The 25,216-nt window shown below is 63.4% G+C and carries 22 protein-coding genes and 1 pseudogene; 13 read left to right on the top strand and 10 right to left on the bottom strand.

Annotation, left to right across the window (positions count from 1 at the left end):
- Nucleotides 1-40 precede the first annotated feature (40 nt).
- The 5 genes from HWX09_RS07815 (at nucleotide 41) to HWX09_RS07795 (ending at nucleotide 5,424) form a co-directional block, all read left to right on the top strand.
- A complete protein-coding gene (locus HWX09_RS07815) occupies nucleotides 41-976 on the top strand; it encodes an alpha/beta hydrolase (protein ID WP_027785858.1) in 936 nt (311 codons plus the stop codon).
- Between the two features lie 111 nt (nucleotides 977-1,087).
- Nucleotides 1,088-1,954, top strand: coding sequence for an oxidoreductase (locus HWX09_RS07810; protein WP_034185494.1), 867 nt, complete (start codon nucleotides 1,088-1,090; stop codon nucleotides 1,952-1,954).
- Nucleotides 1,955-2,198: 244 nt separating this feature from the next.
- Nucleotides 2,199-3,644, top strand: a complete 1,446-nt coding sequence (locus HWX09_RS07805; RefSeq protein WP_027785859.1) for an MmgE/PrpD family protein — start codon at nucleotides 2,199-2,201, stop codon at nucleotides 3,642-3,644.
- Nucleotides 3,641-4,219: a DUF2889 domain-containing protein gene (locus HWX09_RS07800; protein WP_027785860.1), complete on the top strand. Its 579-nt coding sequence runs from the start codon at nucleotides 3,641-3,643 to the stop codon at nucleotides 4,217-4,219. The genes HWX09_RS07805 and HWX09_RS07800 overlap by 4 nt, the downstream gene beginning before the upstream one ends.
- 254 nt (nucleotides 4,220-4,473) lie before the next feature.
- Nucleotides 4,474-5,424, top strand: a complete 951-nt coding sequence (locus HWX09_RS07795; protein ID WP_227789674.1) for an alpha/beta hydrolase — start codon at nucleotides 4,474-4,476, stop codon at nucleotides 5,422-5,424.
- Here the strand turns inward: HWX09_RS07795 and HWX09_RS07790 are convergent, their stop codons facing one another.
- The 3 genes from HWX09_RS07790 to HWX09_RS07780 form a co-directional block, all read right to left on the bottom strand.
- Nucleotides 5,425-7,047, bottom strand: coding sequence for a GMC family oxidoreductase N-terminal domain-containing protein (locus HWX09_RS07790; protein ID WP_027785862.1), 1,623 nt, complete (start codon nucleotides 7,045-7,047; stop codon nucleotides 5,425-5,427).
- Between the two features lie 13 nt (nucleotides 7,048-7,060).
- Nucleotides 7,061-8,347, bottom strand: a complete 1,287-nt coding sequence (locus HWX09_RS07785) for an aromatic acid/H+ symport family MFS transporter (protein ID WP_027785863.1) — start codon at nucleotides 8,345-8,347, stop codon at nucleotides 7,061-7,063.
- A 589-nt stretch (nucleotides 8,348-8,936) separates the two neighbouring features.
- Nucleotides 8,937-9,677: a carboxymuconolactone decarboxylase family protein gene (locus HWX09_RS07780; RefSeq protein ID WP_027785864.1), complete on the bottom strand. Its 741-nt coding sequence runs from the start codon at nucleotides 9,675-9,677 to the stop codon at nucleotides 8,937-8,939.
- 604 nt (nucleotides 9,678-10,281) lie between these two features.
- Here HWX09_RS07780 and HWX09_RS07775 point away from each other — a divergent pair.
- Entirely contained in the window at nucleotides 10,282-11,205 is a 924-nt protein-coding gene (locus HWX09_RS07775) for an alpha/beta hydrolase (RefSeq protein ID WP_027785865.1), read from the top strand.
- A gap of 39 nt (nucleotides 11,206-11,244) precedes the next feature.
- On the top strand, nucleotides 11,245-12,150 hold the full coding sequence (locus tag HWX09_RS07770; RefSeq protein WP_027785866.1) for an NAD(P)-dependent oxidoreductase: 906 nt from the start codon (nucleotides 11,245-11,247) through the stop codon (nucleotides 12,148-12,150).
- Between the two features lie 28 nt (nucleotides 12,151-12,178).
- Here HWX09_RS07770 and HWX09_RS07765 read toward each other — a convergent pair whose 3' ends face one another.
- The 5 genes from HWX09_RS07765 to HWX09_RS07745 all read right to left on the bottom strand — a co-directional run bounded on the left by HWX09_RS07765 (nucleotide 12,179) and on the right by HWX09_RS07745 (nucleotide 15,934).
- Nucleotides 12,179-12,958, bottom strand: coding sequence for an IclR family transcriptional regulator (locus HWX09_RS07765; protein WP_051421424.1), 780 nt, complete (start codon nucleotides 12,956-12,958; stop codon nucleotides 12,179-12,181).
- A gap of 48 nt (nucleotides 12,959-13,006) precedes the next feature.
- Nucleotides 13,007-13,759 carry a helix-turn-helix domain-containing protein gene (locus HWX09_RS07760; RefSeq protein ID WP_063831218.1) on the bottom strand — a complete coding sequence of 251 codons (753 nt, stop codon included), beginning with the start codon at nucleotides 13,757-13,759 and terminating at the stop codon, nucleotides 13,007-13,009.
- A 258-nt stretch (nucleotides 13,760-14,017) separates the two neighbouring features.
- Nucleotides 14,018-14,956 (bottom strand): alpha/beta hydrolase, encoded by a 939-nt coding sequence (locus tag HWX09_RS07755; RefSeq protein WP_027785869.1) that lies wholly within the window; start codon nucleotides 14,954-14,956, stop codon nucleotides 14,018-14,020.
- 155 nt (nucleotides 14,957-15,111) lie between these two features.
- Nucleotides 15,112-15,684: a nuclear transport factor 2 family protein gene (locus HWX09_RS07750; protein ID WP_027785870.1), complete on the bottom strand. Its 573-nt coding sequence runs from the start codon at nucleotides 15,682-15,684 to the stop codon at nucleotides 15,112-15,114.
- A gap of 28 nt (nucleotides 15,685-15,712) precedes the next feature.
- Complete coding sequence (locus tag HWX09_RS07745; protein ID WP_143751690.1) at nucleotides 15,713-15,934, bottom strand: hypothetical protein; 222 nt, start codon at nucleotides 15,932-15,934, stop codon at nucleotides 15,713-15,715.
- A gap of 39 nt (nucleotides 15,935-15,973) precedes the next feature.
- Between HWX09_RS07745 and HWX09_RS07740 the strand changes: the two genes are divergently transcribed.
- The 5 genes from HWX09_RS07740 to HWX09_RS07720 all read left to right on the top strand — a co-directional run bounded on the left by HWX09_RS07740 (nucleotide 15,974) and on the right by HWX09_RS07720 (nucleotide 20,738).
- A complete protein-coding gene (locus HWX09_RS07740) occupies nucleotides 15,974-17,632 on the top strand; it encodes an NAD(P)/FAD-dependent oxidoreductase (protein ID WP_034185495.1) in 1,659 nt (552 codons plus the stop codon).
- Between the two features lie 184 nt (nucleotides 17,633-17,816).
- On the top strand, nucleotides 17,817-18,569 hold the full coding sequence (locus tag HWX09_RS07735; RefSeq protein ID WP_027785871.1) for an SDR family oxidoreductase: 753 nt from the start codon (nucleotides 17,817-17,819) through the stop codon (nucleotides 18,567-18,569).
- Between the two features lie 144 nt (nucleotides 18,570-18,713).
- Nucleotides 18,714-19,460: an SDR family oxidoreductase gene (locus HWX09_RS07730; RefSeq protein ID WP_027785872.1), complete on the top strand. Its 747-nt coding sequence runs from the start codon at nucleotides 18,714-18,716 to the stop codon at nucleotides 19,458-19,460.
- Between the two features lie 30 nt (nucleotides 19,461-19,490).
- Entirely contained in the window at nucleotides 19,491-19,874 is a 384-nt protein-coding gene (locus tag HWX09_RS07725) for a VOC family protein (RefSeq protein WP_027785873.1), read from the top strand.
- Nucleotides 19,875-19,907: 33 nt separating this feature from the next.
- Complete coding sequence (locus HWX09_RS07720) at nucleotides 19,908-20,738, top strand: glucose 1-dehydrogenase (protein WP_080681399.1); 831 nt, start codon at nucleotides 19,908-19,910, stop codon at nucleotides 20,736-20,738.
- 119 nt (nucleotides 20,739-20,857) lie between these two features.
- On the opposite strand, the gene HWX09_RS07715 is transcribed toward HWX09_RS07720, so the two are convergent.
- The gene (locus tag HWX09_RS07715; protein WP_027785875.1) at nucleotides 20,858-22,411 is read right to left on the bottom strand and encodes an MFS transporter; all 1,554 of its coding nucleotides are present in this window, start codon (nucleotides 22,409-22,411) and stop codon (nucleotides 20,858-20,860) included.
- Between the two features lie 1,052 nt (nucleotides 22,412-23,463).
- Between HWX09_RS07715 and HWX09_RS07710 the strand changes: the two genes are divergently transcribed.
- The gene (locus tag HWX09_RS07710; RefSeq protein ID WP_143751691.1) at nucleotides 23,464-24,054 is read left to right on the top strand and encodes a hypothetical protein; all 591 of its coding nucleotides are present in this window, start codon (nucleotides 23,464-23,466) and stop codon (nucleotides 24,052-24,054) included.
- 438 nt (nucleotides 24,055-24,492) lie between these two features.
- On the opposite strand, the pseudogene HWX09_RS07705 reads toward HWX09_RS07710, so the two are convergent.
- Nucleotides 24,493-25,062, bottom strand: a pseudogene (locus tag HWX09_RS07705) (helix-turn-helix domain-containing protein); the annotation flags it as partial.
- Nucleotides 25,063-25,216 lie beyond the last annotated feature (154 nt).

Genomic DNA, 25,216 nt, shown 5'->3' with positions numbered 1-25,216 from the left:
TTGCTGTTTCGACTTTCTGATCGCAATGGAGGACAACGCCATGCCGCAATCCGTCACGTTCCCCAACCGCTCGGCAAACATTGCTGCCGATCTGTACGTCCCGCCGAACTTCGACGCCGGCACGAAGTATCCGGGCATCATCTGCGGCCACCCGATCAGCAGCTGCAAGGAGCAGACCGCGTCGATCTACGCGCAGAAGCTGGCCGCGCTCGGCTTCGTGACGCTCGCGTTCGACGCCTCCCATCAGGGCGCGAGCGGCGGCGAGCCGCGCTACCTCGAGGATCCGGCGTCGCGCGTCGAGGACTTCCGCTGCGCGGTCGACTATCTGGTGACGCTCGATTACGTCGACGACGCGCGTATCGGCGTGCTGGGCATCTGCGGCGGCGGCGGCTATGCGGTCAACGCGGCGATGACGGAGCGCCGGATCAAGGCGGTGGGCACCGTCGTCGCGGCCAACTACGGCCGCATCATGCGCGAAGGCAACCTGTCGGCCGACGCGGCGCTCGCCACGCTCGACGCGATCGGCAAGCAGCGTACCGCCGAGGCGCGCGGCGCCGACCCGCTGATCGTCACCTACATTCCCGCGTCGGAGGCCGAGCGCCAACAGGCCGGCATCAAGGACATCGACATCGTCGAAGCCGTCGACTACTACACGACGCCGCGCGGACAGCAGCCGGGCTCGCCGAACAAGCTGCGCTTCTCTGGCCTGCAGGCGGCGGTGGGCTTCGACGCGTTTCACCTCGCGGAGCAGTTGCTGACCCAGCCGCTGCAGATCGTCATCGGCAGCAAACCCGGCGCGTTCGGATCGTACCGCGACGGCTACGAACTGTTCGAGCGCGCGCGTTCGAGCCGCAAGAACCTGTTCGTCGTCGACGGCGCGAGCCACTACGACCTGTACGACAAACCCGAGTACGTCGAGCAGGCCATGTCGAAGCTCGGGCCGTTCTTTCAAGAGAATCTCGCGTCCGCGCGTTGACGCCGGCGGGCATTCCCGCGCGCGTCTCCGTTTTTCATCATCCGGCGGTCACGCCTGTGCCGCGCGCTGCGGCGCGGCGTGACGACGTCGATCCATCAAGAGAAAGTTTTCATGGCAAAGATCTGGTTTATCACCGGCGCCTCGTCGGGCTTCGGCAAGGCATTGGCCGAACACGTGCTGGCCAGTGGCGATTGTGCAGTCCTGACCGCGCGGCGACTGGCGCCGCTCGAAGCCATCGCCGGCCGCTACGGCGACCGCGCGCTGGCGCTGTCGATGGACGTGACCGACGCAGCTGCTCGGGCAACCGCACTGCAGGCCGCGTTGCAGGCGTTCGGCCGTATCGACGTGCTGGCGAACATCGCCGGCCGCGGTTCGTGCGGCGCGGTGGAGGAGTTTTCGCCGGCCCAACTGCGCGAGCAGATGGAGCTCAACTTCTTCGCTGCCGCCGAGCTGACGCGCGAGGTGTTGCCCCACATGCGCGCGCGTGGCAGCGGCCACGTGCTGAACCTGACCAGCGTCGCCGGGCTCGTGACGTTCCCGGCATGCGGTCCGTATTGCGCGGCGAAGTTCGCGCTCGAAGCGTGGAGCGAGGCGTTACACCACGAAGTCGCACCGCTCGGGATCCGCGTCACGCTCGTGGAGCCCGGCGCATTCCGAACCGAATTCGCAGGGGACGCGAACATGCGGCCGGAGCAGTCGCTCGATGCCTATCGCCCGGTCGTCGCGCCGATGCTCGACTATTTCGAACGGGAGGCCGGCAAGCAGGCGGGCGATCCCGCGAAGGCCGCGCGCGTGATGGCCGATGCCGTCAACAGCGACGTGCCGCCGTTGCGGCTGATGCTGGGCAAGGACGCGTATCGCGCATGGGACGCCGCCGTCGCCGCGCGTCAGGCCGATCTGGCCGCATGGCGCGATCGTGGCGAAGCCACGGCCTACGATGGCGTCGAAGTGACGTCGATCGAGTCCCTTTCCGCGTAGGTCGGCAGATACCGGGCGTTCGCTGCGACCGTTCGTGCCGCGCCCGATCCATCTGATCGACGATCGGGCGTGCTCGGTGTCGCCAGCGGCATTTCGAAGTACGGAAGGGACGCTCGGCGCGAATTGACCGGTGCACCGTTGCCCGCGCATCGTGACGGTATGTGCACCGCGTGCCCGCGTATCGCGGCCGCACGCGCGATGCCGCAGCGCGCGCCGCCCTGGCCGCGTCACGACAGGAGACAGCATGCAATCCCCCAACGGCACCGGCGAATCGGCGCCTGCACCGACGGATGTCACCGCGGCCATCGCCGCGCATGTCGCGTCCGTCGCGAACCGGTGCGCGACCGATGCCGATACGGCAGCACTGCGCCGGCTTTTCCTCGACAACTTCATCGTGTCGCTGTGGGGCGCGACGCGGCCGTGGACCGGCCAGATCGCGCGCTGGTCGCGTCGTTTTGCCGGCACGGGCGCGAGCCCGGTGCTCGGCGCCGACTGGACGGCCGACGCATCCGTTGCCGCATTGGTACACGGCACGGCCTCGCACAGCTACGAGCTCGACGACACACATAACGAGACGCTGAGCCATCCCGGCGCGGTCGTCATTCCCGCCGCGTTGGCCGTCGCGGCGAGCACGGGCGCGTCGCAAGCCATGCTGTTCCGGGCCGTGGCGGCCGGATACGAAGCGATGGCGCTGGTCGGCGCCGCAGCGGGCGGAATGGAAACCGTGCATCGCGGCTTTCATCCCACGGCGATTTTCGGCACGTTCGGTGCGGCCACCGCCTGCGTGGCGCTACATGCCTACCGCGACGACACGCCCGTCACGCCGGAATCGCTGATCCGTGCGTGGGGACATGCGTTGTCGCAGGCAAGCGGCGCGATGCAGTTCTCGGCGGAAGCGTCGGGCGGGGAGGTCAAGCGCGTTCATGCGGGTATCGCGGCACGCAACGGCGTGCTCGCTGCGGAATTCGCGCGAATGGACGCCGTAACGGCGCCGCGGCGCGTCGTCGAAGGCACCTACGGGCTCGCCGCGCTGTTCGGCGGTCCGCTGCGTGCGGTCGAATTGGGCGGCCCGCTGCAGATCCATTCGATCAGCCTCAAACCGTACGCATGCTGCCGCCTGTTCCATTCGACGATCGACGCGCTGGCCGAACTGACCACCAACTTTACGATGCGGACCGACGACATTCGCGAGATCGTGATCAGCGGCCCGCAGCTCATCGCGGATCAGCACATGCTCGCGCAGCCCGAATCGACGATGGCGGCCCAATACAGTTGCCCTTATATCGTCGGCGCGACGCTGAGCTACGGGCCGACCCGCTATGACGCCTATGACGACGCGTTCCTCGGCGATCCGCAGATCCGGCGCATTGCCGAGCGTGTGCGTTTCGAGGCGAGCGACGCGCTGACGCAGTATTACCCGACCCGCTTCGCGACAGGCGTACGGATCGTGCGCGACGACGGCAGCGCACAGTCGAGCGTCGTGATCGACAGCGTCGGTACGCCTGCCAGGCCGCTGACGCTCGATCAGATCATCGCGAAAGGCGAGAGTCTGACGTCGCATGGCGTGTGCGCGTCGGCCGGCAAGCAGTTCGCCGCGCTCGTTCACGACGATCGCAGCGATGGCCGAATGCTCGCGCAGGCGCTGGCAGCCGTGTCGTGCGAGATCCATGCAAACGGGAGCGAGGAATGACTGTCCATGACAATGCCGCGACAACGGAACGCGTCACGCGCGAGCCGCTGCACACCAGGCAGATCACGTTCGATGGGTTCAGACGAAGCGACGGTCTCTTTGAGATCGAAGGCTATCTGACCGATCGAAAACCACACGATTTCGCGCCGCCGAGCAGCCCGCGCGTGGTACCGGCGAACGAGCCGATCCACGATCTCGGCTTGCGGGTGGTGTTCGATCTCGACATGGTCGTCCACCAGGTCGACACCTTCATCCGCGCGTATCCGTACCGCGAATGCCCGGGCGGCGGCGCGACGCTGCAAGCGCTGGTGGGGCTGCGCATCGGTGCGGGCTGGAGCGGCGAGGTACGCAAGCGCCTGCCGCCCGGCGACACGTGTACGCATTTGCGGGAAATCCTGATTCCGCTCGCCACCGCGGCCATTCAGACCGTCAATCCGCTGCGTTCGCAAACCTTGCTCGAGGCGACCGACGCCAGCGGAAAACCGCTCAAGATCGACAGTTGCTTCGCATACGGCGCGTCGCGCGAGCTCGTCCTGCAGCGCTGGCCGGCGTTTCACCGCCCGAATCGAAGCTAGCCGGCGGGCGCGGCAAAGCGCTCGCTGCAAGCCTTCATCACGTCACCGGCCGCTTGGCACGCCCGGTGACGTTCGTCCTTTCCATGCCTTTCCCTGCGCGTCGACCTGCCCGGATCGGCCGTCGGCCAGCGTCCCGACGCACATTTCCGATCGCGAAAGTTCGACCGCGATTGATAAGCCCCGCTTATTGGCGTAAGTGCTTTAAGCAGTCTAGTTGCTGACGATATCGACCGCTATATTCGAACCAGTCCGGGATGCAAACGTCGAATCGCCCCGGCAAGACATCTAGCGGAGAATCCATGAAGTCAGTCAAATTCAGCAACGGCTCGCTCGAAATGGCGGGCAACCTCTATTTCCCCGAAGGCTTCGATGCGTCGCGCCAGTACGCGGCCATCGTCTGCGTTCACCCGGGCGGCGGCGTCAAGGAGCAAACGGCCGGCCGCTATGCGGAACAACTCGCGCGTGAGGGGTACGTCACACTCGCGTTCGACGCGTCGTTCCAGGGGGAAAGCGGCGGGACGCCGCGGTTCCTCGAGGATCCCTATGCGCGCGTCAACGACGTGCGCAGCGCGGTCGATTTTCTGGCGACGCAAGACTTCGTCGATCGCGACAGGATCGGCGCGCTGGGCGTATGCGCAGGCGGCGGCTATGCGATCCACGCGACGATGACCGACCGGCGCATCAAGGCAGTGGGCGCCGTCAGCGCGGTCAATATCGGCAGCATGTTCCGCGTCGGCTGGCATGGCAACGAGGCGCCGGCCAAATCGATCGCATTGCTCGAGCTCGGCGCCGCAGCGCGCACGCGCGAGGCCGCCGGCGAGCCGGTCGCCTATATCCCGTTCTCGCCGACGAGCCTCGATGGCGTCGAGGATCGCGACATGCGCGAAGCGTACGACTACTACCGTACGCCGCGTGCGCAGCACCCCAACACGCCGAGCCAGTTCACGACGAGCAGCCTGCCGCAACTCGTGACCTACGACGCCTTCGCGTTGGCCGACGTGCTGCTGACGCAACCGCTCCAGTTGGTCGCCGGCAGCGAAGCCGGCTCGCTCTGGCACAGCCAGGACCTCCTTGAAAAAGCGGCCAGCACCGACAAGCACCTTCACGTGATCCGGGGCGGCACGCACATGTCGCTTTACGACACGCCGGAGCAGATGCGCGAAGCGGTGTCGACGCTGGCGCCGTTCTTCGGCAAGCACCTGTAATCACGCGGGTACCGCACGGGCGGGTGTCGCGTCCGCGCGGATCAGGTCCGCGGCCTTTTCGCCGATCATGATGCAGGCCGCGTTGGTATTGCCCGCGACAATCTTCGGCATGATCGACGCGTCGGCGACGCGCAACCGCGCGACGCCGCGCACGCGCAGCCGCGGATCGACGACAGCCTGCGCATCGACACCCATCCGGCAGGTGCCGACCTGGTGCCAGCCGCTGTTGCCGTAGGTCTTGAGATGGGCGAGCCACTGTTCGTCCGTCGTGACGGCCGCGCCCGGCACGCGTTCCTCGACGATCCGCGACGCGAGCGGGGCAGTGTTCGCGATGCGCCGCATCAGCCGCAAACCCGCGATCGAACGCCGGATGTCGCCGGGATCGCTCAGGTAATTCGGATGAAACGCGGGCGCATCCAAAGGGTCCGGCGACTTCAGCTCCATATGGCCGCGCGAGTCGGGCGTCAACAGAACGACCGCCGCACCGATGGCCGGGAAATCGTCGACGACCGGCTCGCCGGACGCCGAAAATTTGAACGTCATCGGGCTCACCGTCAGTTGCAGGTCGGCTTCCGGTCGCCCCGGCTCGCTGCGCGCATAAGCCGTCACGGGCGCCGCGCCTAGTGCAAGATACCCGCGGCGAGTCAGCAGATAGCGCACGCCTTCCAGATACTTGCGTAGCCCGCGCAGCCGGTGGTTATAGGAGCTGTCCGGCGTGACATGCCATGCCAACGAGCCGAACCAGTGATCCTGAAGGTTGCGGCCCACATCGGGCGACTCCACCGTCGCCGCGATCCCGTGGCGATGCAGGGCCGCGGCGTCGCCGATTCCCGATAGCATCAGCAATTGCGGCGAAGCCAGTGCGCCGCCCGACAGGATCACTTCGCGCGCGGCAGCGATGTGCCGCCGCACGCCGCGGTCCAGCACCTCGATGCCCGTGGCATGAGCGGCTTCGAGAACGACGCGCATCACGCGCACACCGGTGCGCACGGACAGGTTGCGGCGATGACGCACAGGTTCGATGAACGCGTCATAGGACGAATGGCGGCGCCCGTCGCGGATCGTGTATTGCCGATAGGCGACGCCTTCGTACGGCGGCCCGTTCAGATCCGCGCTGCGGGGAATGCCGGCCTGCTCCGCGGCGGCGATGAAATCGTCGGCGCTCGGGTGCGAGATGGCCGCGTCGCTGACATGCAGCGGGCCCTGTGCACCATGATGGTCGCTTGCGCCGCGCTGGTTCGCTTCCGACCGGATGAAATAGGGCAGCACGTCGGCCCAGCTCCATCCGTCGTTGCCGAGCGCCGCCCAATGGTCGAAATCGCTCGGCTGGCCGCGCATGTAGATCATGCCGTTGATCGCGCTGCTGCCGCCGAGGCCTTTGCCGCGCGGCCAGTACACGGTGCGGCCGCCAAGCGTCGGCACGGGCTCGGTATCGAATGCCCAGTTGAACCGTTTGTCCATGAACAGCTTGCCCGCACCGGCGGGCGTGCGCACCCAGAAGTTGTTCATGTCCGCGCCGGCTTCGACGAGCAGCACGCGCACCGCGGGATCCTCGGACAGGCGGCTCGCGACCACACAGCCCGACGAGCCTGCCCCCACTACGATGTAGTCGTACGTTTCCATCACGTGCGACACCTCATGCCGATCTCGGGATCAGCGGCACGACCGTCGCCGCGACGATCGCGGGGATCGCAAACGCATAGAAATTCCAGTGCAGGCCGAGATTGGCACCGACGATCCAGCCGCCGATCATCGGCCCGAGGATCGAGCCGAAACGCCCGACGGCCTGTGCGCCGCCCAGCGCCGACCCGCGGCACGAAGTCGGGAAGTGCGCGGCGATATACCCGTAGATCAGGCTGCTGGTGCCGATCGAACTGAGTCCCGCGCCGAATACGGCGAGCATCAGCCAGGTGGAATCGAGCTTCTGGCTCAGCACGATCAGCGACAAGCAGCCGAGCACGAGAAACGCAAACATGACGCGTCGCGTGCCGACACGATCGGCCAGCCACGCGCCGCCGAGCATGCCCACGACCGCCCCGAACTGCATCACCAGCAGGAACTGCAGCGATGAGCCGAGCGGATAGCCGGCCGCTCGCATCAGCTGCGGCAGCCACGCATTGAGCCCATACACGATCAGCTGCACGCAGAACGTCATGAACGCGAGCAGCAGCGCCGTGGCGCGAAACTGGCGCGACAGCACCAGCCGGTAACCGCCGGCCTGCCGCGCCGTGCCATGCAATACGCGTTGGTCATCCTTGTCGCGCAGGATCTGGTCGAGATCGAGTGAATAGCGGGCCGCGAGCGTGCGCGCCTCGTCGATACGGCCGCGATTGACGAGGAAATCCGCCGACTCGGGAAGCAGGAAGTACATGACGGGCAGGATCAGCGCATACAGTGCACCGAGCGCGTACAACGTGCGCCAGCCGTGCTCGTGAAGCAGCACGATGGCCAGCAGCGCGCTGACGATGCCGCCTACCGAGTAGCCGGTCAGCGTGAGCGCGTTGTAGAACTGGCGACGGCCCTTGGGCGCGTACTCCACCGCCAGCGCCACGGCGGACGGCACCACGCCGCCCATGCCGATTCCCGTGATGAAGCGGGCCGCGCCCAGAAACGTGGGGGAGGTCGCGAACGCGCAGACGAACGAGCCGACCGAGAACCACAGCACGCCCACCATGAGCAGGCGGCGTCGGCCGATACGATCGGTCAGCGGACCGGCCACCGCGAGGCCGACCATCAGCCCGACCAGCGTCCAGCTGCCGATCATGCCGGCGGCGGCAGGCGTCAGATGCCAGCCGGGCTCGGCCAGCAGATGCGGAACGGTTGCGCCGTAGACGATGAGATCGTAGCCGTCCGCCACGATCGTGAGGAAGCATAGAAGCACGACGAATAGACTGCTGCGGACCGGCGGCGTTGCTTGATTCATGTTGTCTCCATACCTTTGTTGTAAATGTATTGCCTGACGAATCCTTCCGGATTCCCAAGCATGGCGATCCTCCTTTCACGCAATGAATGCCGGAAGGACCTATTCCGGAAACGTCCCGGATTTTTCTTATACGTCGAGTCGGATCCCGCTCGAACGTTGGAATGGGCGTGTGCGTGCACGCCTTGCCGGTGATGACGGACACCGCCTCCCGGTCGCCGGGATGGCCGGCCGGCGAGCGCGATGTCTGCCGTGCAGTTCGATGCTGCCGCAGCCTCGTGCCGATGCACGCGTATCGCGTTTGCCACGGCTGTAATCCGTGATGGGGAGCGTAAGAGCATGCCGCCGGCGAACCAATTGAGTTTTCATGAAGCCGCGATTCGACGGGATCGAATTCGACTCCCATGTACCGACAATGAGTATGCAGACGCAGGCCGCACTCCGCGCCTCGGCATTTCCAGCCCTGCGCACGTGCCCATTCAAAAACCGGAGCGAGGGTTTCGTCGAAAATCTCACGATGTGTCGAATGAGTAAGGAGCGACGCGTGCGCCGAAGCAGGGAAGCGGCCGTGCATACGGCCATGAACGCGTGGTCAGGGCGTCGCCGATCTCAAATGCGGTGCGCCGAGCAGAAAGCTCTGCATCCCGATACAGCTGACGATTTGCATGACCTGCAGCACTTGTGCCGGCGTCGCGCCGTAGCGAAGCGCGTTGCGCATATGAATGCGGACGCCCGGTTCGAACAGGTGCGTCGTCGATACGTCGATTGCCACATACAACAGCTCCTTGACGACGGGCGGTAGCGATGCGGTCTGCCACGGCGCCGACGAAAAGGCCGTATAGCCGTCGAAGAATGCGGGCGAGCTGCGTACCATGCCTTGCAGTTCGTCGCTCCAGTAGCCACGACGCTCGCAGAACTCGGTGCGTACTTTGTCGAACGCACTGTCGAGCGGGAACGCGGCATCGACCGATTCACCGGCGGCGGCGAGTTCGTCGAGCAGGATCGGCACACCGACCATGTACGCATGGATCCCGAGCACGGAGGCGATCTGTAGCACCTCGCGCAGTTCGGCTCGGGTGGCGCCATGTTTGACGGCAGCGTCGATGTGCTGCCCGACGGCCTCGGCGTTCAGATGCGTGACGCTTGCGTTCGCGGCGATCAGGACGAAATGCTGGATCTTCGGCTCCAGGTGCGGCGAGCCCAGCGCGACTTCCGCCATGGACAGATAACGGTCGAAGAACGCGGGATCCTCGTTCAGACCGATATCGAGGGCGTCGTTCCAGAAGCCGTGAAGTCGTTCGAACCGGGCCTTGAGTGAGACGGGATCGCTCATGATGGTCGTCTACCTGAGATTCGGCGCCGAAGATGGGCCGCGAAAGCAGGATAAGGGCCGACTTGCCGTGCGTGAATCGGTTTCGTTCGAGCCTTCCGTACGTTGAAAATCTTCCTGTATCGATTGCCCGGCTGGCTTCCGGCGATCGTCGATGCGGCGGTGCGCGCGGACCTTGTTCCTTGTATCCGCATGGTCGGTTCGAGACGAAGTGCTGTCCCAGCCGCGATTCAGCCGCGAGCCTGACTATTTGGATGCGACGATTGCCGAGGTGCGGGCGGACGAAGCGGCTGCGTCCGTTGCGCGCCCGATCTCGCTCGGAAGCCGGGTTCCGTTGTACGGAAATGACCGCTCGCCAAAATTGACCGGCCCCCGACACGCCTGCACGCTTTACACGCACCTGTCGGCGTCGTTCCGATCGGCGCGGTTGGCGCAATCTCAATCGTTCCATGCGCACGATCGACGCGCGACGGAGACCACTATGGAGACGACTCATGCCCCTTTTCAACAGCTTGCGATCGAATCGTCGAGACGATTTCGGCATCGATGTCGAATATCGCGTCACGCCGGGCCCTGTAACGGCCTCGCGCGCCGCGGAGTAACGCGCATGGCGCTGGATCCCGACATTGCGACGATGCTGAAAAGCCTCGAATCGGCGCCGCCGATGGAGAGCCTGTCCGTCGAGGCGCTCCGCGAGGGGCTTGCGTATCCGCCGCTCGACCGGCGCACGGTCGTGGGCGAGACCGTCGATTTCGACATACCGCTCGAAGGGCGAATGCTCGCGGCGCGCCTGTACCGGCCGGTGGAGAGAAAAAGTGACGGCGTGACCGTGTTCTTTCACGGCGGCGGTTTCGTGATCGGCAATCTCGATACGCACGATCACGTGTGCCGCGACCTCTGCGCGGGAAGCGGCGCCGCCGTGATTGCGGTCGACTACCGGCTTGCACCCGAGCATCGCTTTCCCGCCGCGGTCAACGATTGCTTCGATGCCGTGTGCTGGATCGCGCAGCACGCCCCCCTGCTGTCGCTCGACGCGTCGCGCCTGGTCGTGGCCGGCGACAGCGCGGGCGGCAACCTCGCCGCCGTGACGGCGCTGCGAATCCGCGACGAAGGCGGCCCTCCACTATGCGCGCAGGTGCTGGTCTACCCGGTGACCGACTATCACACGCCGCCTACGCGTTCCTACGTCGAGAACCAGTCCGGCTATGTGCTCACGCGCGCGGCGATGGTGTGGTTCTGGCGCCACTACGTCGAGAACGAGCAGGACGCGTTTCATCCGCATGCGTGCCCGCTGCGCGCGAAGTCGCTCGCGGGATTGCCGCGCGCCCTCGTGGTGACGGCCGGTTTCGATCCGCTGCGCGACGAAGGCGACGCCTACGCGAATCGCCTGTTCGACGCCGGCGTGCCCGTCACGTTGCGGCACTACGAGGGCATGATCCACGGCTTCTTTCGGATGGGCCTCGCATGCGCGGCCGCACAGGAAGCGCTGAGGGCGGCTGCGGCCTGGATAAGCGATGCGATGGCGCGTTGACACGTCTCGCCTGTTTGATGAACCGATCCGGAATTTCGAATGGAAACCTTGAAACATATCGGCTTTTTGGGCCTCGGACAGATGGGCGGCCCGATGGCCGAGCGCTTGCTCGGACAATCGTTCCGCCTGCATGTCTACGATCCGTCGCCTGCGGCCCTCCAGCCCTTTATCGAAGGCGGCGCGGTCATCCATAATTCGCCACGCGAGGTCGCCGATGCGGCCAGCATCGTCTTTGCGTGCCTGCCGAATCGCGATGTGTCGCTCGCGGTCGGCCTCGGCGCGGACGGCGTCGTGCATGGCAAAGCGATTCGCGTGTACGCGGAGATGTCGACGATCGGTCAAGACATGATCGAACGAATCGGCACCGGGCTGGCCGAGAAAGGGATCGACATCGTCGATGCACCGATCTCGGGAGGCGCCCCGGCTGCGCGGGCCGGCACGCTCGCGATGCTCGCCGCCGGCGCACCAGCCGCGGTCGGGCAGGTCATGCCGCTGCTGTCGCTGATCGGGAAAGCCGTGTTCGTGATGGGTGAACGCGCAGGCATGGCGCAGGTCATGAAGATCGTCAACAACATCATCATGGCGACCAATCTCGTCGTCTGCTCGGAAGGGCTCGCGATGGGCGCGAAGGCCGGCCTGGACGCGGACATGATGATGCGACTACTGGATGCGGGTACGGCGCAGAGCTTTGCCGGCTCGAAGATGCTGAGCCGCGCCGTGTCGGGTCGGTTCGACTATGGCGCAGCGCTGGCCATCATCGAAAAGGACATGTCGCTCGGATTCAACGAAGCGCGTCTGCTGAATATCGCGACGCCGACCATCGACCGCGCGCGCGATGTCTGGCATGCGGCATACGAAGCGGGGCACGAGGCGGAGGACTTTACTTCGATTCTGACGTTCGTCGCGGAGCAGGGCGGCACGCGCGTGCGAGGGCGGACCGCTTGAGTCGCGGTAGCGCGACGCCTGCATGCCATCACGGTTCGAAGCGAACGTCGCGAAGCACGATCTCGAGTTCGTGTGCGGCTTGTTTGAGCGCCGGCACGATGCGCTGCCTGACGGCGCCGATATCCGGTTCGAACCGGATCGCGCCGCAACTCAGCGACATCGGTGTGGCGGCGTGGCCGATGCTGATCGGCAGCGCGATGCCATACGCGTGACGCTGGAACTCGCCGAATGACATGCATACGCCGTTCGTGTCGAGATCATCGAACGCGTTGTCGATGCCGGTTCGCATCGCTTCTCGCTGCGGACCGGCAGCTTCGAGCAGCCGCGCGACGTACTGTTGCCGTTCCGGTTGCGGCAGCGTCCAGAGCCACGCCCGCCCGATCGCCGTGCAGCCCATCGGCAGTAACGAACCGACGCCGAGCCGCAGCGTGGCGATGCCTGCGCTCGTCCGATGGGCGATATACAGCATGTCGAGCCCATCGGGTGCGGCGAGTGCGACCGACACGTTCAACTGATCGGCGAGCCGCTGCATCAGCGGGTTCGCGAGTCGCGTGACAGGATTGGTTTCGAGGTAGGCGTAACCGATGCCGAACACGCCCGTCGCGAGCTCGAATCGCGCGCCGCCCGCGACGCGACGAATGTATCCCAGATGGATCAGCGTAGAGGTCAAACGCGAAACGGCCGATCGGGACATTCCCGCGCGCTGCGCCAGTTCTCCATTGGTCAGCGGTGCCCGCTCCGCGTGAAACGCGCGCAATATCTGCAGGCCGCGATCGAGCGTCAGCGTGACATGAGTGGCTTCGGGCATTGGGGCTCCTGAACGATCGGGTTGCGTCGCCATCGCGATCCCTTGTTTTCAGACACCGAGCGGCGCGCGCTCGCGAAGCGTCTGCGCGATCGCGACGAGCCGCGGGCCGAGTTCGCGTTCGAGCCTCGCCTGCGCGAGGCGCGCTGTGCGGCCGACGCAGCCGAGCACCAGTGGCGGGCGATTGGGAAGCGATACGGGCGCGGCGACACACGCGAGTTCCGGTTCCCAGTCGCCGTGCAACATGCCGAATCCCAGTTCGCGCACCTGCGCGACTTTTTCGACCATGCGGCGTCCGATGGTGGGCCAGTTGTCGTCGGCACGCTGCTCGAGCTCGCGCTGCAAGTAGCTGCATTCCGCTTCGGGCAGGGCGGCCAGCAATGCCCATCCCATCAGCGAATACGCGATATGCATGCGCATGCCGGGCCGCAGCCGCAGATCGAGCACGGTGCGACTCCCGATCTGGGTGTCGAGGATCAGGATGTCGAGACGGTCGCGCGTGCCGAGCAGCACGTAGGTATCGGTCGCCTCGGCCACTTTCCGCATTTCGCTGCTGGCGAGGCGCTGAAGGTTCGGGTCGATGACGGCCGCGTAGCCGAGCGCGAGCGACGCGGCCGCGAGCGCATATTTCCGGCTGCTCTTGTCGTGGTGCAGGTAGCCCAGTGCGACGAGCGAGCGAAGCAGGCGCAGCACCGTCGGCGGCGGAATGCCGGTTGCTTGCGCGATTTCCAGGTTGCCGAGCCAGGCCTTGTCCGGGGCGAACGCCGACAGGATCGCCAGCCCGCGCGCGAGTGGGGTCACCATCGCGTTGCTCGGCGCGCGTTCGCCACGAGGCAATTTCGGCCACGCGGTGTCGACGCCATGCGGGCCATTGCCGGACCTCGTGTCGACGTGCGTCGGCAAGGATCTACCGGGTTGCATGCGTGTCTCCGTCTGTTTTCTCGATGGCGGATCATATTTGGTCCGACGCGCGTGCGCGCGTCCATGCGGATCGTACTACCATCGCGCGAACCATGGAGTCGGGACGTGCCCGAGATCAGACGGCTGGTGCAATGTCGCGGATCAGCGCGACGCGTGCGCGACGACGCGGCGGAGCCGGTCACTGATGAATTCCAATCCGATACGGCTTCCGGGCAGAATGCCAATCATCATAAGAAAGCCGTGCATCTGCCCGTGCGCGCGAAGATGATGAACCGGCACCCCGGCCTCCTCGAGACGCAGCGCGTAAGCTTCCCCTTCGTCGCGCAACACGTCGTGCTCCGCGGTGACGACGATCGCCTCCGGCAGGGCCGACAGGTCTGCTTCCCTGAGCGGCGACGCGAGACTGGAGTGCCGAGCCTCATCGGTCGGCGCATAGTGCGTCCAGTACCACGTCATCGCGTCGCGGTTGGTCAGCAGTTGATTGTCGGGCGAGACATATGAAGGCCGATCGAATACGCAATCGGTCACCGGATAGACGAGCAGCTGGCCGGCGAACGACACAGCTCGTTCGCGTCGCGCGAGCAGCGTCACCGCAATCGCGAGGTTCGCCCCCGCGCTATCCCCACCAACGAGCACCGGCAGCGTCGTACCAAGCAGGGCGGCCTGCTCGGCGACCAGCCATTGCGTGGCCTGCCATGCATCGAGCACCGGCCGCGGAAACGGATGTTCCGGCGCTTTCCGGTATTCGACGAGCGCGACCGCAACATCTGCACCGACCGCGATTTCGCGGCAAAGCGGCGTGAATTCCTCGATGCCGCCAACGACCCAGCCGCCGCCGTGAAAATACACGAGCAACGCTTGCGGCCGTTCGTCCGGTACAAACAAGCGCGCGCGGAGCGTGCCGCCGTCGACCGGGACATCGAGCGGAATGGTGGCACGCACGTCGGCGCCCGCGGACAGGATCGTGCTGATTCGCGCAAACGCGGTGCGCGCCTCTTCCGGTGTCATCAAATGACGGGGTTTCGACGCCGTCGCGGCGAGCTTGTCCATGAAGGCGCGGGTTTCGGTATCGAGGCTCATGATGGCGACTTTTCAGCGGCGCGATGCGGCGTGGCGCCGTTACGAGTAAGCGGTCGACTCCTTGACGCAGTCGAGCAGTGCATGTGATGTCTCAGTGAGCGCGTCTGCCGATGCATTGCCTGCCCGCAAAAGCGCTCGGCAGTGCGCCCGACGAGTCAGTTCAACCCGACCTCGGCTCGTAGCGCGAACACCGGATCGCGCTGATCTCGGCTGCCGAGCAGCCATGTCGGATTGAGCTTGTTGTCTGCGGCATCGACGAGATGCGACTCGATCGCATCGAACACCGTTCGGCGACGCGCGATGCGCCACTCGTCGTTGCGCTTCTCGAAGCGGTCGACATAGCGGCCGAATACCTGGACCCGGCTGTTGTGCGTGCTATCGGCGTGTTTCGCGTCGAGCATCGACCGATGTTCGCTCGCCTGCGGCGCGAGCTCCAGCCGCGCGACGAAATACGTTTCGACGGCGGCGATGCTATCGGACGCGAATTCCACGAGACAGTTGCCGAGGAAGTGCGTGGACGTCAGCAGGCTCGGCGCATCGTGCCGCTCCCTGACCCACGCGATGAACGCGTCGCGGGTGCCCTTGAAGTCGGCATGGTCGTCGTGGCAATCCTCGAAGAACGCGGAGCGGACGAGCTCCCAGTCGCGGCGGTCGACGCCGCGCGCGTAACGAAGCATCACGTCCCGGATCAGGTCCTTCTCGATCAGGCGTTGCATGGCGGCAGACATGGCGTTGCGCTCCTTTCGTTTTCCTGCCTCAACGATGAAGAGCCTGCCTGTCTCGCGTCAATTCGCGCGATGCGCGTCTGCCGTACTTTGAAATCTCCCACGGATCGTGCGACCCGACATGCCGATCTGCCTGAACGCACAGCACGTCGGTCCCGACATCGGCACGCACGAACGCGGTGTCGGCGCCGATTTCAATGTACGGGAAGGCATCGCTGCCGCAATTGATGCGGACCGGCGTGCGGTCATTCAATAGGTTCCTGACAAGCACCAATCTTCAGGAGACAACCCAATGAACCAGAACTCGGAAGTGCTGGACGCCGTCATTGTCGGCGCCGGCTTTGGCGGACTCTATGCGATCAAGCGGCTCACCGATGCCGGCTTTCGCATCCAGGCATTCGAATCGGGAGACGGCGGCGGCGGAACGTGGTACTGGAATCGCTATCCAGGCGCGCGGGTGGATCTCGAGTGCTGGGACTACTCCTATTCGTTTTCCGCGGAGCTTCAGGACGAGTGGGACTGGCCCGAGCGCTATCCGACCGCTGCGGAGCTCATGCGATACCTGAATCACGTGGCCGATCGCTTCGACCTGCGTCGGCACATACGCTTCAATACGCGTGTCGAGTCCGCCGTATTCGATGAAAAACTGAATCTCTGGAACGTGACGACGTCGGATGGAAAGGTCACGCGTGCACGTTTCTTCGTACCGGCGACCGGCGTGTTGTCGGTGCCGAAGCCGCCCGAGATTGCGGGAATCGAGACGTTCGCGGGCGAAAGTCATCACACCGGCCGCTGGCCGCACCACGAAGTCGATTTCAGCAACAAGCGGGTCGGCGTCATCGGCACCGGCTCGTCGGGTATCCAGGTGATTCAGGCACTTGCCGGCAAGTGCAAACACCTGACCGTGTTTCAGCGCACGGCCGTCTATGTCGTGCCGGCGAAGAATCATCCGCTGACGCCCGAAATGCGCGCCCGCGTGCGGGCGACTTACGCTGAACGGCGCGAGATCAGCCGCCTCACGCGCTTCGGCATCGCCGTGCCGTTCCCGGTCGAGTCCGCGCTCGACGCCACGCCCGACGAGCGCAAGCGGAAATATGAAAACGCGTGGGAAAACAGCCAGCTGCTCGGCTTTCGTATGTGCTACGGCGACATTCTGTCGAACGAGGCCGCCAACGAAACCGTGGCCGAGTTCATTCGCGGCAAGATCCGCGAGACGGTGAAGGACCCGGTGACTGCCGAGAAACTGATGCCGCGCGGGTTCCCGTTCGGCACGAAACGCCCGTGTCTCGGCGATACCTACTACAGCGTCTACAACCGCGACGATGTGACGCTCGTCGACCTGAAGGCGACGCCGATCGAGCGCGTGGTGCCGGAGGGCATCGTGACGAGCGACGACCTGCACGAACTCGATGTGCTGATCTACGCGACCGGCTACGACGCACTGACGGGCGCACTCACGCATATCGACGTGCGTGGCGTGAGCGGCGTCAGACTGAACGACAAGTGGGCGGCCGGTGCGAAGACCTATCTTGGCCTGATGACAAGCGGCTTTCCGAACCTGTTCACGGTGACCGGGCCCGGCAGCCCGGGGCCGCTCGCGAACATGTCGATGAGCATCGAGCAGCACGTCGACTGGATCGCGCGTTGCATGGCCGATTTGCGCGACGCAGGCATCGTGCGGATCGACGCCGACCCGGAGGCGGAAGAGGGCTGGATGCAGCACGTCCAGGACGTCGTGTCGAAGACGCTCTATCTGAAGGCGAACTCCTGGTATGTCGGCGCGAACGTGCCGGGCAAGCCGCAGGTGTTCCTGCCGTATCTGGGCGGGCACGGCACCTACCGGAAAAAATGCGACGCAGTCGCGGCGTCCGGCTATACAGGGTTTGTGCTGACGGGCGCGGAAGAGCGCAATACCGAGTCGCTAAACGCAACGGTCGAACATCAGGCGTAACGACATCATCGCTGAGCGGTCCGACGGCCGCCCGGGTATCGCAAGCGCGAGGGCGGCCTGTCGAGAATCACGAACTCGACGACCTATTGATGCTGCATACGGTACATGCGTGTGCGCGAACGGATCGGCTATCGCGATCGGCGCTCAGACGGGAATCGTCCGAACAACATGAAGGAGACGTGAAATGGGAAGGCTTGACGGCAAGATTGCATTCGTGACCGGTGCGGGCGGTGGCATCGGCGCCGCCATCTGCAAGCAGTTCATCGCCGAAGGCGCGTGCGTACTGGCCGGCGATATTCATCTGGATCTTGCCCAAGCGGCCACCGAAGCGAGCGGTGGCGCGGAACGGACCATCCCGCTGAGGCTCGACGTCACCGACAAGGAGAGCGTCCGCGCCGGCTTGGCGCGTGCCGCAGAGGCGTTCGGAAAGATCGACGTGCTGTGCAATACCGCTGGCGGATCTACGCCGCATGACGCGCGCGTGACCGATGCATCGGAGGAAGAGTTCTGGCGGGCGATCAAACTGGATCTCTTCGGTACGTTCCTGGTCTGTAAATACGGCATTCCCTATCTGCAACGAGCGGGTGGCGGTTCGGTCATCAACTTCTCGTCGATGGTCGCACTGATGGCGCTCACCGATCGCGATTGCTATACGGCGGCGAAGGGCGGCGTTCATGCACTGACGCGTTCAATGGCGCCGGAGTATGCGCGCGATCGCATCCGCGTGAATGCGATCGCACCGGGACTGACGCTGTCGGAGCGCGTGCGTCATCTGGTGGATGAGCGGGAGGAGTTGCGCAAGCTGGCGGACCAGTGCCTGCTGGGGCCGTGTGAGCCCATCGATATGGCCCATGTGGCGGTCTATCTGGCTTCCGACGAGTCACGACATACGACCGGGCAGATCATTCCCGTGGATAGCGGCGTCACGATTTATTGACCGACGCTCCCCGCCTGCCTGACTACCCGCGTAGACGTGGCATCGCGACGGCAGGGGGTAGCGATCCTTGCCATGAACGGCATATATGCCACTCACCCGGCGGACATGACTGGCTCGATATACGAATTCTCTGAAGGGCAGACAATGAGCAAAGGAACCGCAATCGTGACCGGAGGCGCCGGCGTTCTCGGTCTGGCAATTTCGAAAGGTCTCAGGAACGACGAATGGAACGTGATCATCCTCGATCGACAAGAGGCGCTTGAGGGTTTCGTCCCGCCCGAAGGGATACGGACCGATGTGCTGGACGTGACGGATTTCGCGGCCTGTCGCGCCTATTTTGCCGGGCTGACGGAACTGTCGGTGCTGGTCAACAATGCAGGCACGGCCAAGCTGTCCTTGGTGCGTGAAATGCAGCTGGAGGACTGGAACCGGATACTGGAACTCAATCTGACCGCACCATTGGTTCTGACGCAACTCGCAACCGACCTTTTGGTGCGCAGCGGGCACGGCGCCATCGTCAACATTGCATCCATCGCGGGACTCCGGGCAGGTTTCGGCCGGGTTGCCTATGGCGCGTCGAAGGCGGGCCTCATTCAGCTTACGCGACAAACGGCGTTGGAATATGCGCCGTTGGGCGTGCGTTGCAACGCAGTCGCCCCGGGTCCGGTCAATAGCGACATGGTGCGCAAACAGCTGTCGATGGAAGACTTCGAAGCGTACCTCGAGGACATTCCATTCAATCGCATGGCCGAACCCGACGAAGTTGCAAATGCAGTCGCGTATCTAGCCTCTGAAAAATCGCTTTACATCACTGGGCAATGCCTGGCTGTCGATGGTGGATTCCTTGCCGCCGGGGCTGGCATCAAGAAGGCCCATCAGATGATCTCTTGAACCTGGTCCATCGATACTGAGGAAAGTGACATGTTCAGTCATGTGAACCTGGGCAGCAACGATCTGGAGCGCTCGAGGAAATTCTACGATGCCGTGATGGGAGTGCTCGGCATTGGACCTGCGATAACGATCAATTTCAATTCGCCTCGCATCTACTATACGCACGGCGATACGTTACTGACCATCGCCATACCGCTGAATGGCAAGCCGGCACATGGTGCCAATGGCGGAACGATTGGATTTCGTATCGACAGCCGGGAGAAGGTCGATGCATGGCACGCAGCGGGCATGGCCAACGGTGGAACGACCTGCGAGGATCCCCCGGGAGTCCGGGACACGCCGGTAGGACAGCTTTATCTGGCGTATATGCGCGATCCGGACGGCAACAAACTGTGCGGATTTCATTCCGTGTGACGGATCGAGACGGTCGCCCACCCTAACGATCGAATGACGACGAGCGATCTCGTGCAAGAACACCATCCACGTAAAAACCGCCCGGTTTCAACGAAGGGAGAAGAAACGATGCTGATCAGGAACAAAACGGCAGTGGTGACCGGCTCTGCGTCCGGGATCGGCGCGGCCATCGCCGAACGTCTGGCGGAAGAGGGCGCGCATGTGATCCTGACCGACGTGGACGACGCGCGCGGCAACGAACTCACAACACGACTGATCGACCGCGGCCGGAAGGTGAGCTACCTCCATTGCGACAGCGGCAACCTCGAATCGATCGCCGCGATGACGGCCCGAGCCGTTGCAGAAAATGGCCGGGTCGATGTGCTCGTGAACAACGCAGGCGTGACGCGGAAGATCAAACTGCTCGACTTGACGCCGGAGGATTGGGACTGGATCCAGAACGTCAATACGCGCGGACTGTTCTTCACCATGCAGGGTTTCGCGCGTCACATGGCCGAGGCGAGTGGCGGCGTGATCGTCAACATCGCGTCGATTGCGGGCAAGGGTGCGAAGGCCACCTCGAATGCGTCCTATGCTGCCTCCAAGGCCGCGGCCATCGTGATGTCGCGTGTGGCCGCGAACGAACTCGGCGGCAGCGGCATACGGGTGAACGCGGTTTGCCCTGGCGCCACGCGTACCGCGTTGCTGGAGGATCTGGAAAAAGCCAATCCGGTCGGTTTTCGCAAGATGCTGGACGAAACCGCGCTCGGCCGGTTCGCCAGCCCGCGCGACATAGCCGACGCCGTTCTGTTTCTGGCCTCGGATTTGTCGAGCAGCATTACCGGTCAGTCAATCAACGTCGACAATGGCTTGATGTGGGACTGAGCGGCAAGCCGTCATATGTCGGGCGGCTTTCGATGTTGATTGCGCCGTCACGCTCCGGCCGGCTCAAATGCTGCGGGATTGAGAACGCGCCGGCAATGTGTATAAGCGATCTGCATCGATCATCTGATTTGCCGCTGCACCAAGGCGATTACGCCGCCTACGATCGCTAGGCCTACTATCATCTCGAAGCCGTCCAGCACGCTCAGGAAACTGGCCTGATGAGCGGCCATCATCGCCAGTCGGCCGAGCGACAGGCCTCGCGCCGCGTTCTCGTCGAGGCCTTGCGCCTCGAACGCATGCGTCATCGTTTCAAGCGCGTTCTGGAACGTCGCGTTATACGGGTTTGCGAATTCGACGAGACGCGTGTGATGCACGGCCGTGCGATGCTGATCGACGATGATGAACGTCGCGGTCGACACCGAGTAGGCCATCTGCTTGACGACATTCTTGAATCGGTATCCGTGCGTGAATTCGTCGTTCGAGAAAATTTGAAACGCGGCGCTCGCCGTCGGCAGCGCGATGAACATCAGCAGGAATCCGCGCAAGACCAACGGCGGCAGCAGCCAACCCATGCTGACGTCAGGCGGCAGGTTGAGCATCCAGATGCCGATCACGGCCGCCATGATGAAGCCCGGGACGATCAGCAATTTGCGCTTGATGAGACGCGAGTACCGGAAATACGCGATCGCCATCGGAATCGCTGCGAGCGACGTGATCCCGACGAGACGGCCGGCATTTTCGACCGGATAGCCGAGGCCGCCTTGCAGCAACCGCGAAACCAGGAAGCTGATCGCATTGCTGATGAAGTAGTAGAAGGCATAGAGCACCATCCCTTGGCGGAAAGGCCCCTCACGCAGCGCATTCAGGCGCACCAGCGGACGCGGATGGTGCCACTGTTGCCAGGCGAACCAGCCGATCGCGGTCAACCCTGCAACGGTGACCAGCGGCATCAGCGGTGTCGTGCTGAACACTTCGAAACGCAGTTGCTGTACGACAATCTGCAGCGCTCCCAGTGCAATGGCGAACACGAGATACGGCCATAGGTGAGCGGCGCTGCGCCGCTCGACCGGCCGCCTGCCGATGTGCGGCACCACCAGGAAGGCAAATACCGATAGCGCGGCGCCGCCGACTGTCGAACACGTATATAGCGCGCGCCAGTCGAAGTAGGCAACGAGATAACCGCCCGCCATTGGCGCAAGCGCGCTCGCGAGCAGGATCATGATCAAGAAAATACGCGTGGCCCCTGCGCGATCTTGTGGCGCGAAACCGGTTTGCAACATGATGCGGCAGGTGCCGAGCATCGGCCCGATGAAGTAGCCCTGAAAGCCGCGCGCCATTGCGAGGGAAAGCGACGATTCGCTAAGCGATGCGGCCAGCGATCCTGCCGCGAACATCAGCAGACAGCCGCTCAGGTAGCGACGGAACCCGAGACGCTCGATCAGCCACTGCTGTTGCACGATGCCGAGCACGGAAGCGGTTGCATAGGCCGTCGACGACCACACCAGTTCGTCCGGCGATGCATTGAGGCCGCCCGCGATATAGCTCGTAAAGAACGAAAAGATCGTGTTGTCGAAGTAGTCGATACCGACCGATAGCGCGATCGCCCATGGCAGTAGGTCGCTGCGCAAATGCCTGAGCGTGAACAGGCGGGCGCGGGCGGGCGTGATTTTCATGATGCCGCGGCCTCAGGCATCGGCGTCGGGCGCATTTGCTCGCGCGCGGATACGATGGGGGAAAGGGCGCGCGCGTGGGGCGCGGCGCCGGTACGAACGTGAAGAGACACCTGGACTCCGGAATGAATCGGATGAAAAACCCGGGCTGGAAAAGCAGATGAAACCATCTTTGACGGTGCCACCGGTTGAAGGTCCAGGTGGCGATTTTCATGACGGCTGCGCGTGTGGCTGCGAGAAGCCGCGGCCTGGTGCTCTCGGTCGCTTCCGCAAGTAATGACCCGGCGTGCCGCAGAGCTACATGGACAGGTTCAAGTTGGCGCGGCGCGGTAGCTCGGCGGCTGGCCGCCGGCTGTCGCGGACGCTGACGCTTCGGCGAAAGTGGCCGTGGCGCAAATGGCGGCCGCGAACTGTCATCGGCTATCGTTCGGCGCGTCTTCGTCCAGAGACGACGGCGGCGCCAACTGCGCATGTCGAACGATTGCAGCCGTCGCAGACCATCGCCGAGGGACCGTCACGGCGGATTATTCCGGGCGTCACGGGTCGCTATCAATGGTTAACGCTTACGTATTCCGTACTTTGAAATTTGTGCACGAGTCGCCGAACGATGCGTTCGGAGCAGCCGGCACACCGCGACTGTGCCAGGGGCGCGAGGCCGGACATGCGTACGCGCTATTGATGCTCACGGTTGTGGCAATCGGAGCAACAGCTGCCAGACAGCTTACGCGGCCCGAAAGCGGACGGTCAATCTAGCCACTGCAACCACATCAGACGATAACGCATCGTTACGTAAACAGGGCGGCATCACCCAATTTGCCTCCGAAGTCGGGATCAATCTTAACAACAGTGTGCCGGCTGGCCACTGCCGCACAACCCGGCCATCAGTTACCGATGGTCCGGGGAAGGGGCACGGGTCGATTGCATCGTGGCGAATCGGTTTGCATCGTCCCGCTGGGAAGAATGACGACCTTCGAATAGCCCCACAATTCTCTTGCAAATCTATTGATAGTAACTATAGCCTTGAAAGCTCAATCATAAGCATGAGACCGATAAAAATGAAAACCAGGGATCTTGTAATTGCGATAGCCGTCGGGGGATTGGTTATCGGATGCACCTACGCATACTTGCGTGGAAGTAATCAATCGACTGCTTTACTGACATCAAGCGCCGAATCTGCTTTGCAAGGGGCGTCTCGCCTCCACTCATTCGGACAAACAGCCGCAGCGCGCACACCACATCCGAGTGTGAGAGGAACTACCCCGGTTGAACTCTCAACTGACCATTCGGCATCCGTCGGCGGCATCGATTCGACCGGCACCGGCGTCCGTGACGATGTCGAAAAATATATCGAAAACCATTATCAAGATCCGGCGCAACGGGCCGCGATGATGCGTTACGCCGCGTCTCAACGAGATTTCATTATAAATGGCGGGACCCGTGAGCGAGCTGTCGCGGATATGACAAATGTATTCAAATCTCTTGATTGTATAAGCAAGTTGATAGGGCGCAGCGGGATGGACGATTCTCAAATCGTTCTTTCGATGATGCTGAATACAAAGGAGCGGTGGCAAGCATATTCGGTGGCAATGAAGAATATGTCCGGGCACATTTACATGGAAACATTGAGAGATCCATGTAAAAATTAATTCTGGTAATTCTGCCTCTCTTTTCTTCAGTTGCATTTTCCCAGCAAACGGACGATACGTGTGACTCGCCTTATGAAATTGTATACAGCAATGGAATTTTGAATAATTCCGGAAATATCATCGATGATCGGAATACTTTGTCATCAATGGTCGGGGCAAAATTCAACGGAACGGCCGTGTATTATGGCGCAAGCCCAAACGAATCAGATGGATTTTTGGATGATCTCATAACGGTTTATACCCAAAAATTATCGGAAAATCCAACGTGGAATTGGGAAATGTTGTCTCGGGTTGCGAGTGGCTTTGTTAGCGATATAGCCCCTGATATCGTCAACGGGATCCAGTAATGATCGCCGGCGTCAGGGATCAAGCATATTCGACACTGAGTGTCAAATTTGAGTCGAAGTATTCCTACGTAGTCTTGCCTGGCGTTACGTTGCGGAACACGCTGTACTTGTCGCTATAGAACGCCCCCGGCTTGCCGTGGCACTCGATATACATTCGCGTCGCCTCGAAGTAGCTGAAGGTCGATTCCTCGAACCACCGATGGTCGCTGCCGTCGATCTGGATCAGTTCGCCCAGACACGCCCGGCGTGCTCGCGGCTGATACACCTTCGGCGGCCGTTGCCGGCGCGGAATCCACAGCCCAGCCTCCGTCATCAGCTTCCTGACCGTCTCCTTGGCCAGCCGAATGCCGTGGCATTCCCAAAGCTTCTCGCAGGCCAGTGTCGGCCCGAAATCGGCGTAGCGATCGCGGATGATCGTCAGCGCCCGGTCGGCGGCTCCTGGATCCAGCCGACGATTGCCGGGCTTCGATCGGTGTCCCGATACCAATCCCGCCGCGCCATGCTCCCGAAGCCGGGCAACCAGCCGACGAACCTGCCGCGTCGTCAATTCCAGCCGTTCTGCCGCCCGCCACGGCTTGAGCCTGCCATCCGCCACGTCCTGAATGACCTTGAACCGGTCCAGTTCGCGCATCGTCATCGTGATCCGCTCCGTTGCAGCCATCGCAGCCTCCGGCGGCGGACACCCGGCGGCCGAACAGCTTACGCGGCACAAAAGCGGACATTTCTATGTAGCCAAAAGCGGACATTTCAATCTAGCCACTACAACCAATGTCATACCCGGATTCAGATGTCGTAGCGCCAGCTAAATACAGATG

It is taken from the genome of Burkholderia sp. BCC1208 (genome assembly GCF_902833095.1).
Lineage (GTDB): Bacteria > Pseudomonadota > Gammaproteobacteria > Burkholderiales > Burkholderiaceae > Burkholderia.
The sequence above is the reverse complement of the archived record's forward strand: the minus strand, read 5'-3'. Positions and strand labels throughout refer to the sequence as shown.

Coding starts and splice junctions, on each gene's coding strand:
- HWX09_RS07815 (WP_027785858.1), top strand. CDS start 41: ATGCCGCAATCCGTCACGTTCCCCAACCGCTCGGCAAACATTGCTGCC.
- HWX09_RS07810 (WP_034185494.1), top strand. CDS start 1,088: ATGGCAAAGATCTGGTTTATCACCGGCGCCTCGTCGGGCTTCGGCAAG.
- HWX09_RS07805 (WP_027785859.1), top strand. CDS start 2,199: ATGCAATCCCCCAACGGCACCGGCGAATCGGCGCCTGCACCGACGGAT.
- HWX09_RS07800 (WP_027785860.1), top strand. CDS start 3,641: ATGACTGTCCATGACAATGCCGCGACAACGGAACGCGTCACGCGCGAG.
- HWX09_RS07795 (WP_227789674.1), top strand. CDS start 4,474: ATGCAAACGTCGAATCGCCCCGGCAAGACATCTAGCGGAGAATCCATG.
- HWX09_RS07790 (WP_027785862.1), bottom strand. CDS start 7,047: ATGGAAACGTACGACTACATCGTAGTGGGGGCAGGCTCGTCGGGCTGT.
- HWX09_RS07785 (WP_027785863.1), bottom strand. CDS start 8,347: ATGAATCAAGCAACGCCGCCGGTCCGCAGCAGTCTATTCGTCGTGCTT.
- HWX09_RS07780 (WP_027785864.1), bottom strand. CDS start 9,677: ATGAGCGATCCCGTCTCACTCAAGGCCCGGTTCGAACGACTTCACGGC.
- HWX09_RS07775 (WP_027785865.1), top strand. CDS start 10,282: ATGGCGCTGGATCCCGACATTGCGACGATGCTGAAAAGCCTCGAATCG.
- HWX09_RS07770 (WP_027785866.1), top strand. CDS start 11,245: ATGGAAACCTTGAAACATATCGGCTTTTTGGGCCTCGGACAGATGGGC.
- HWX09_RS07765 (WP_051421424.1), bottom strand. CDS start 12,958: ATGCCCGAAGCCACTCATGTCACGCTGACGCTCGATCGCGGCCTGCAG.
- HWX09_RS07760 (WP_063831218.1), bottom strand. CDS start 13,759: ATGGTGACCCCACTCGCGCGCGGGCTGGCGATCCTGTCGGCGTTCGCC.
- HWX09_RS07755 (WP_027785869.1), bottom strand. CDS start 14,956: ATGAGCCTCGATACCGAAACCCGCGCCTTCATGGACAAGCTCGCCGCG.
- HWX09_RS07750 (WP_027785870.1), bottom strand. CDS start 15,684: ATGTCTGCCGCCATGCAACGCCTGATCGAGAAGGACCTGATCCGGGAC.
- HWX09_RS07740 (WP_034185495.1), top strand. CDS start 15,974: ATGAACCAGAACTCGGAAGTGCTGGACGCCGTCATTGTCGGCGCCGGC.
- HWX09_RS07735 (WP_027785871.1), top strand. CDS start 17,817: ATGGGAAGGCTTGACGGCAAGATTGCATTCGTGACCGGTGCGGGCGGT.
- HWX09_RS07730 (WP_027785872.1), top strand. CDS start 18,714: ATGAGCAAAGGAACCGCAATCGTGACCGGAGGCGCCGGCGTTCTCGGT.
- HWX09_RS07725 (WP_027785873.1), top strand. CDS start 19,491: ATGTTCAGTCATGTGAACCTGGGCAGCAACGATCTGGAGCGCTCGAGG.
- HWX09_RS07720 (WP_080681399.1), top strand. CDS start 19,908: ATGACGACGAGCGATCTCGTGCAAGAACACCATCCACGTAAAAACCGC.
- HWX09_RS07715 (WP_027785875.1), bottom strand. CDS start 22,411: ATGAAAATCACGCCCGCCCGCGCCCGCCTGTTCACGCTCAGGCATTTG.
- HWX09_RS07710 (WP_143751691.1), top strand. CDS start 23,464: ATGAAAACCAGGGATCTTGTAATTGCGATAGCCGTCGGGGGATTGGTT.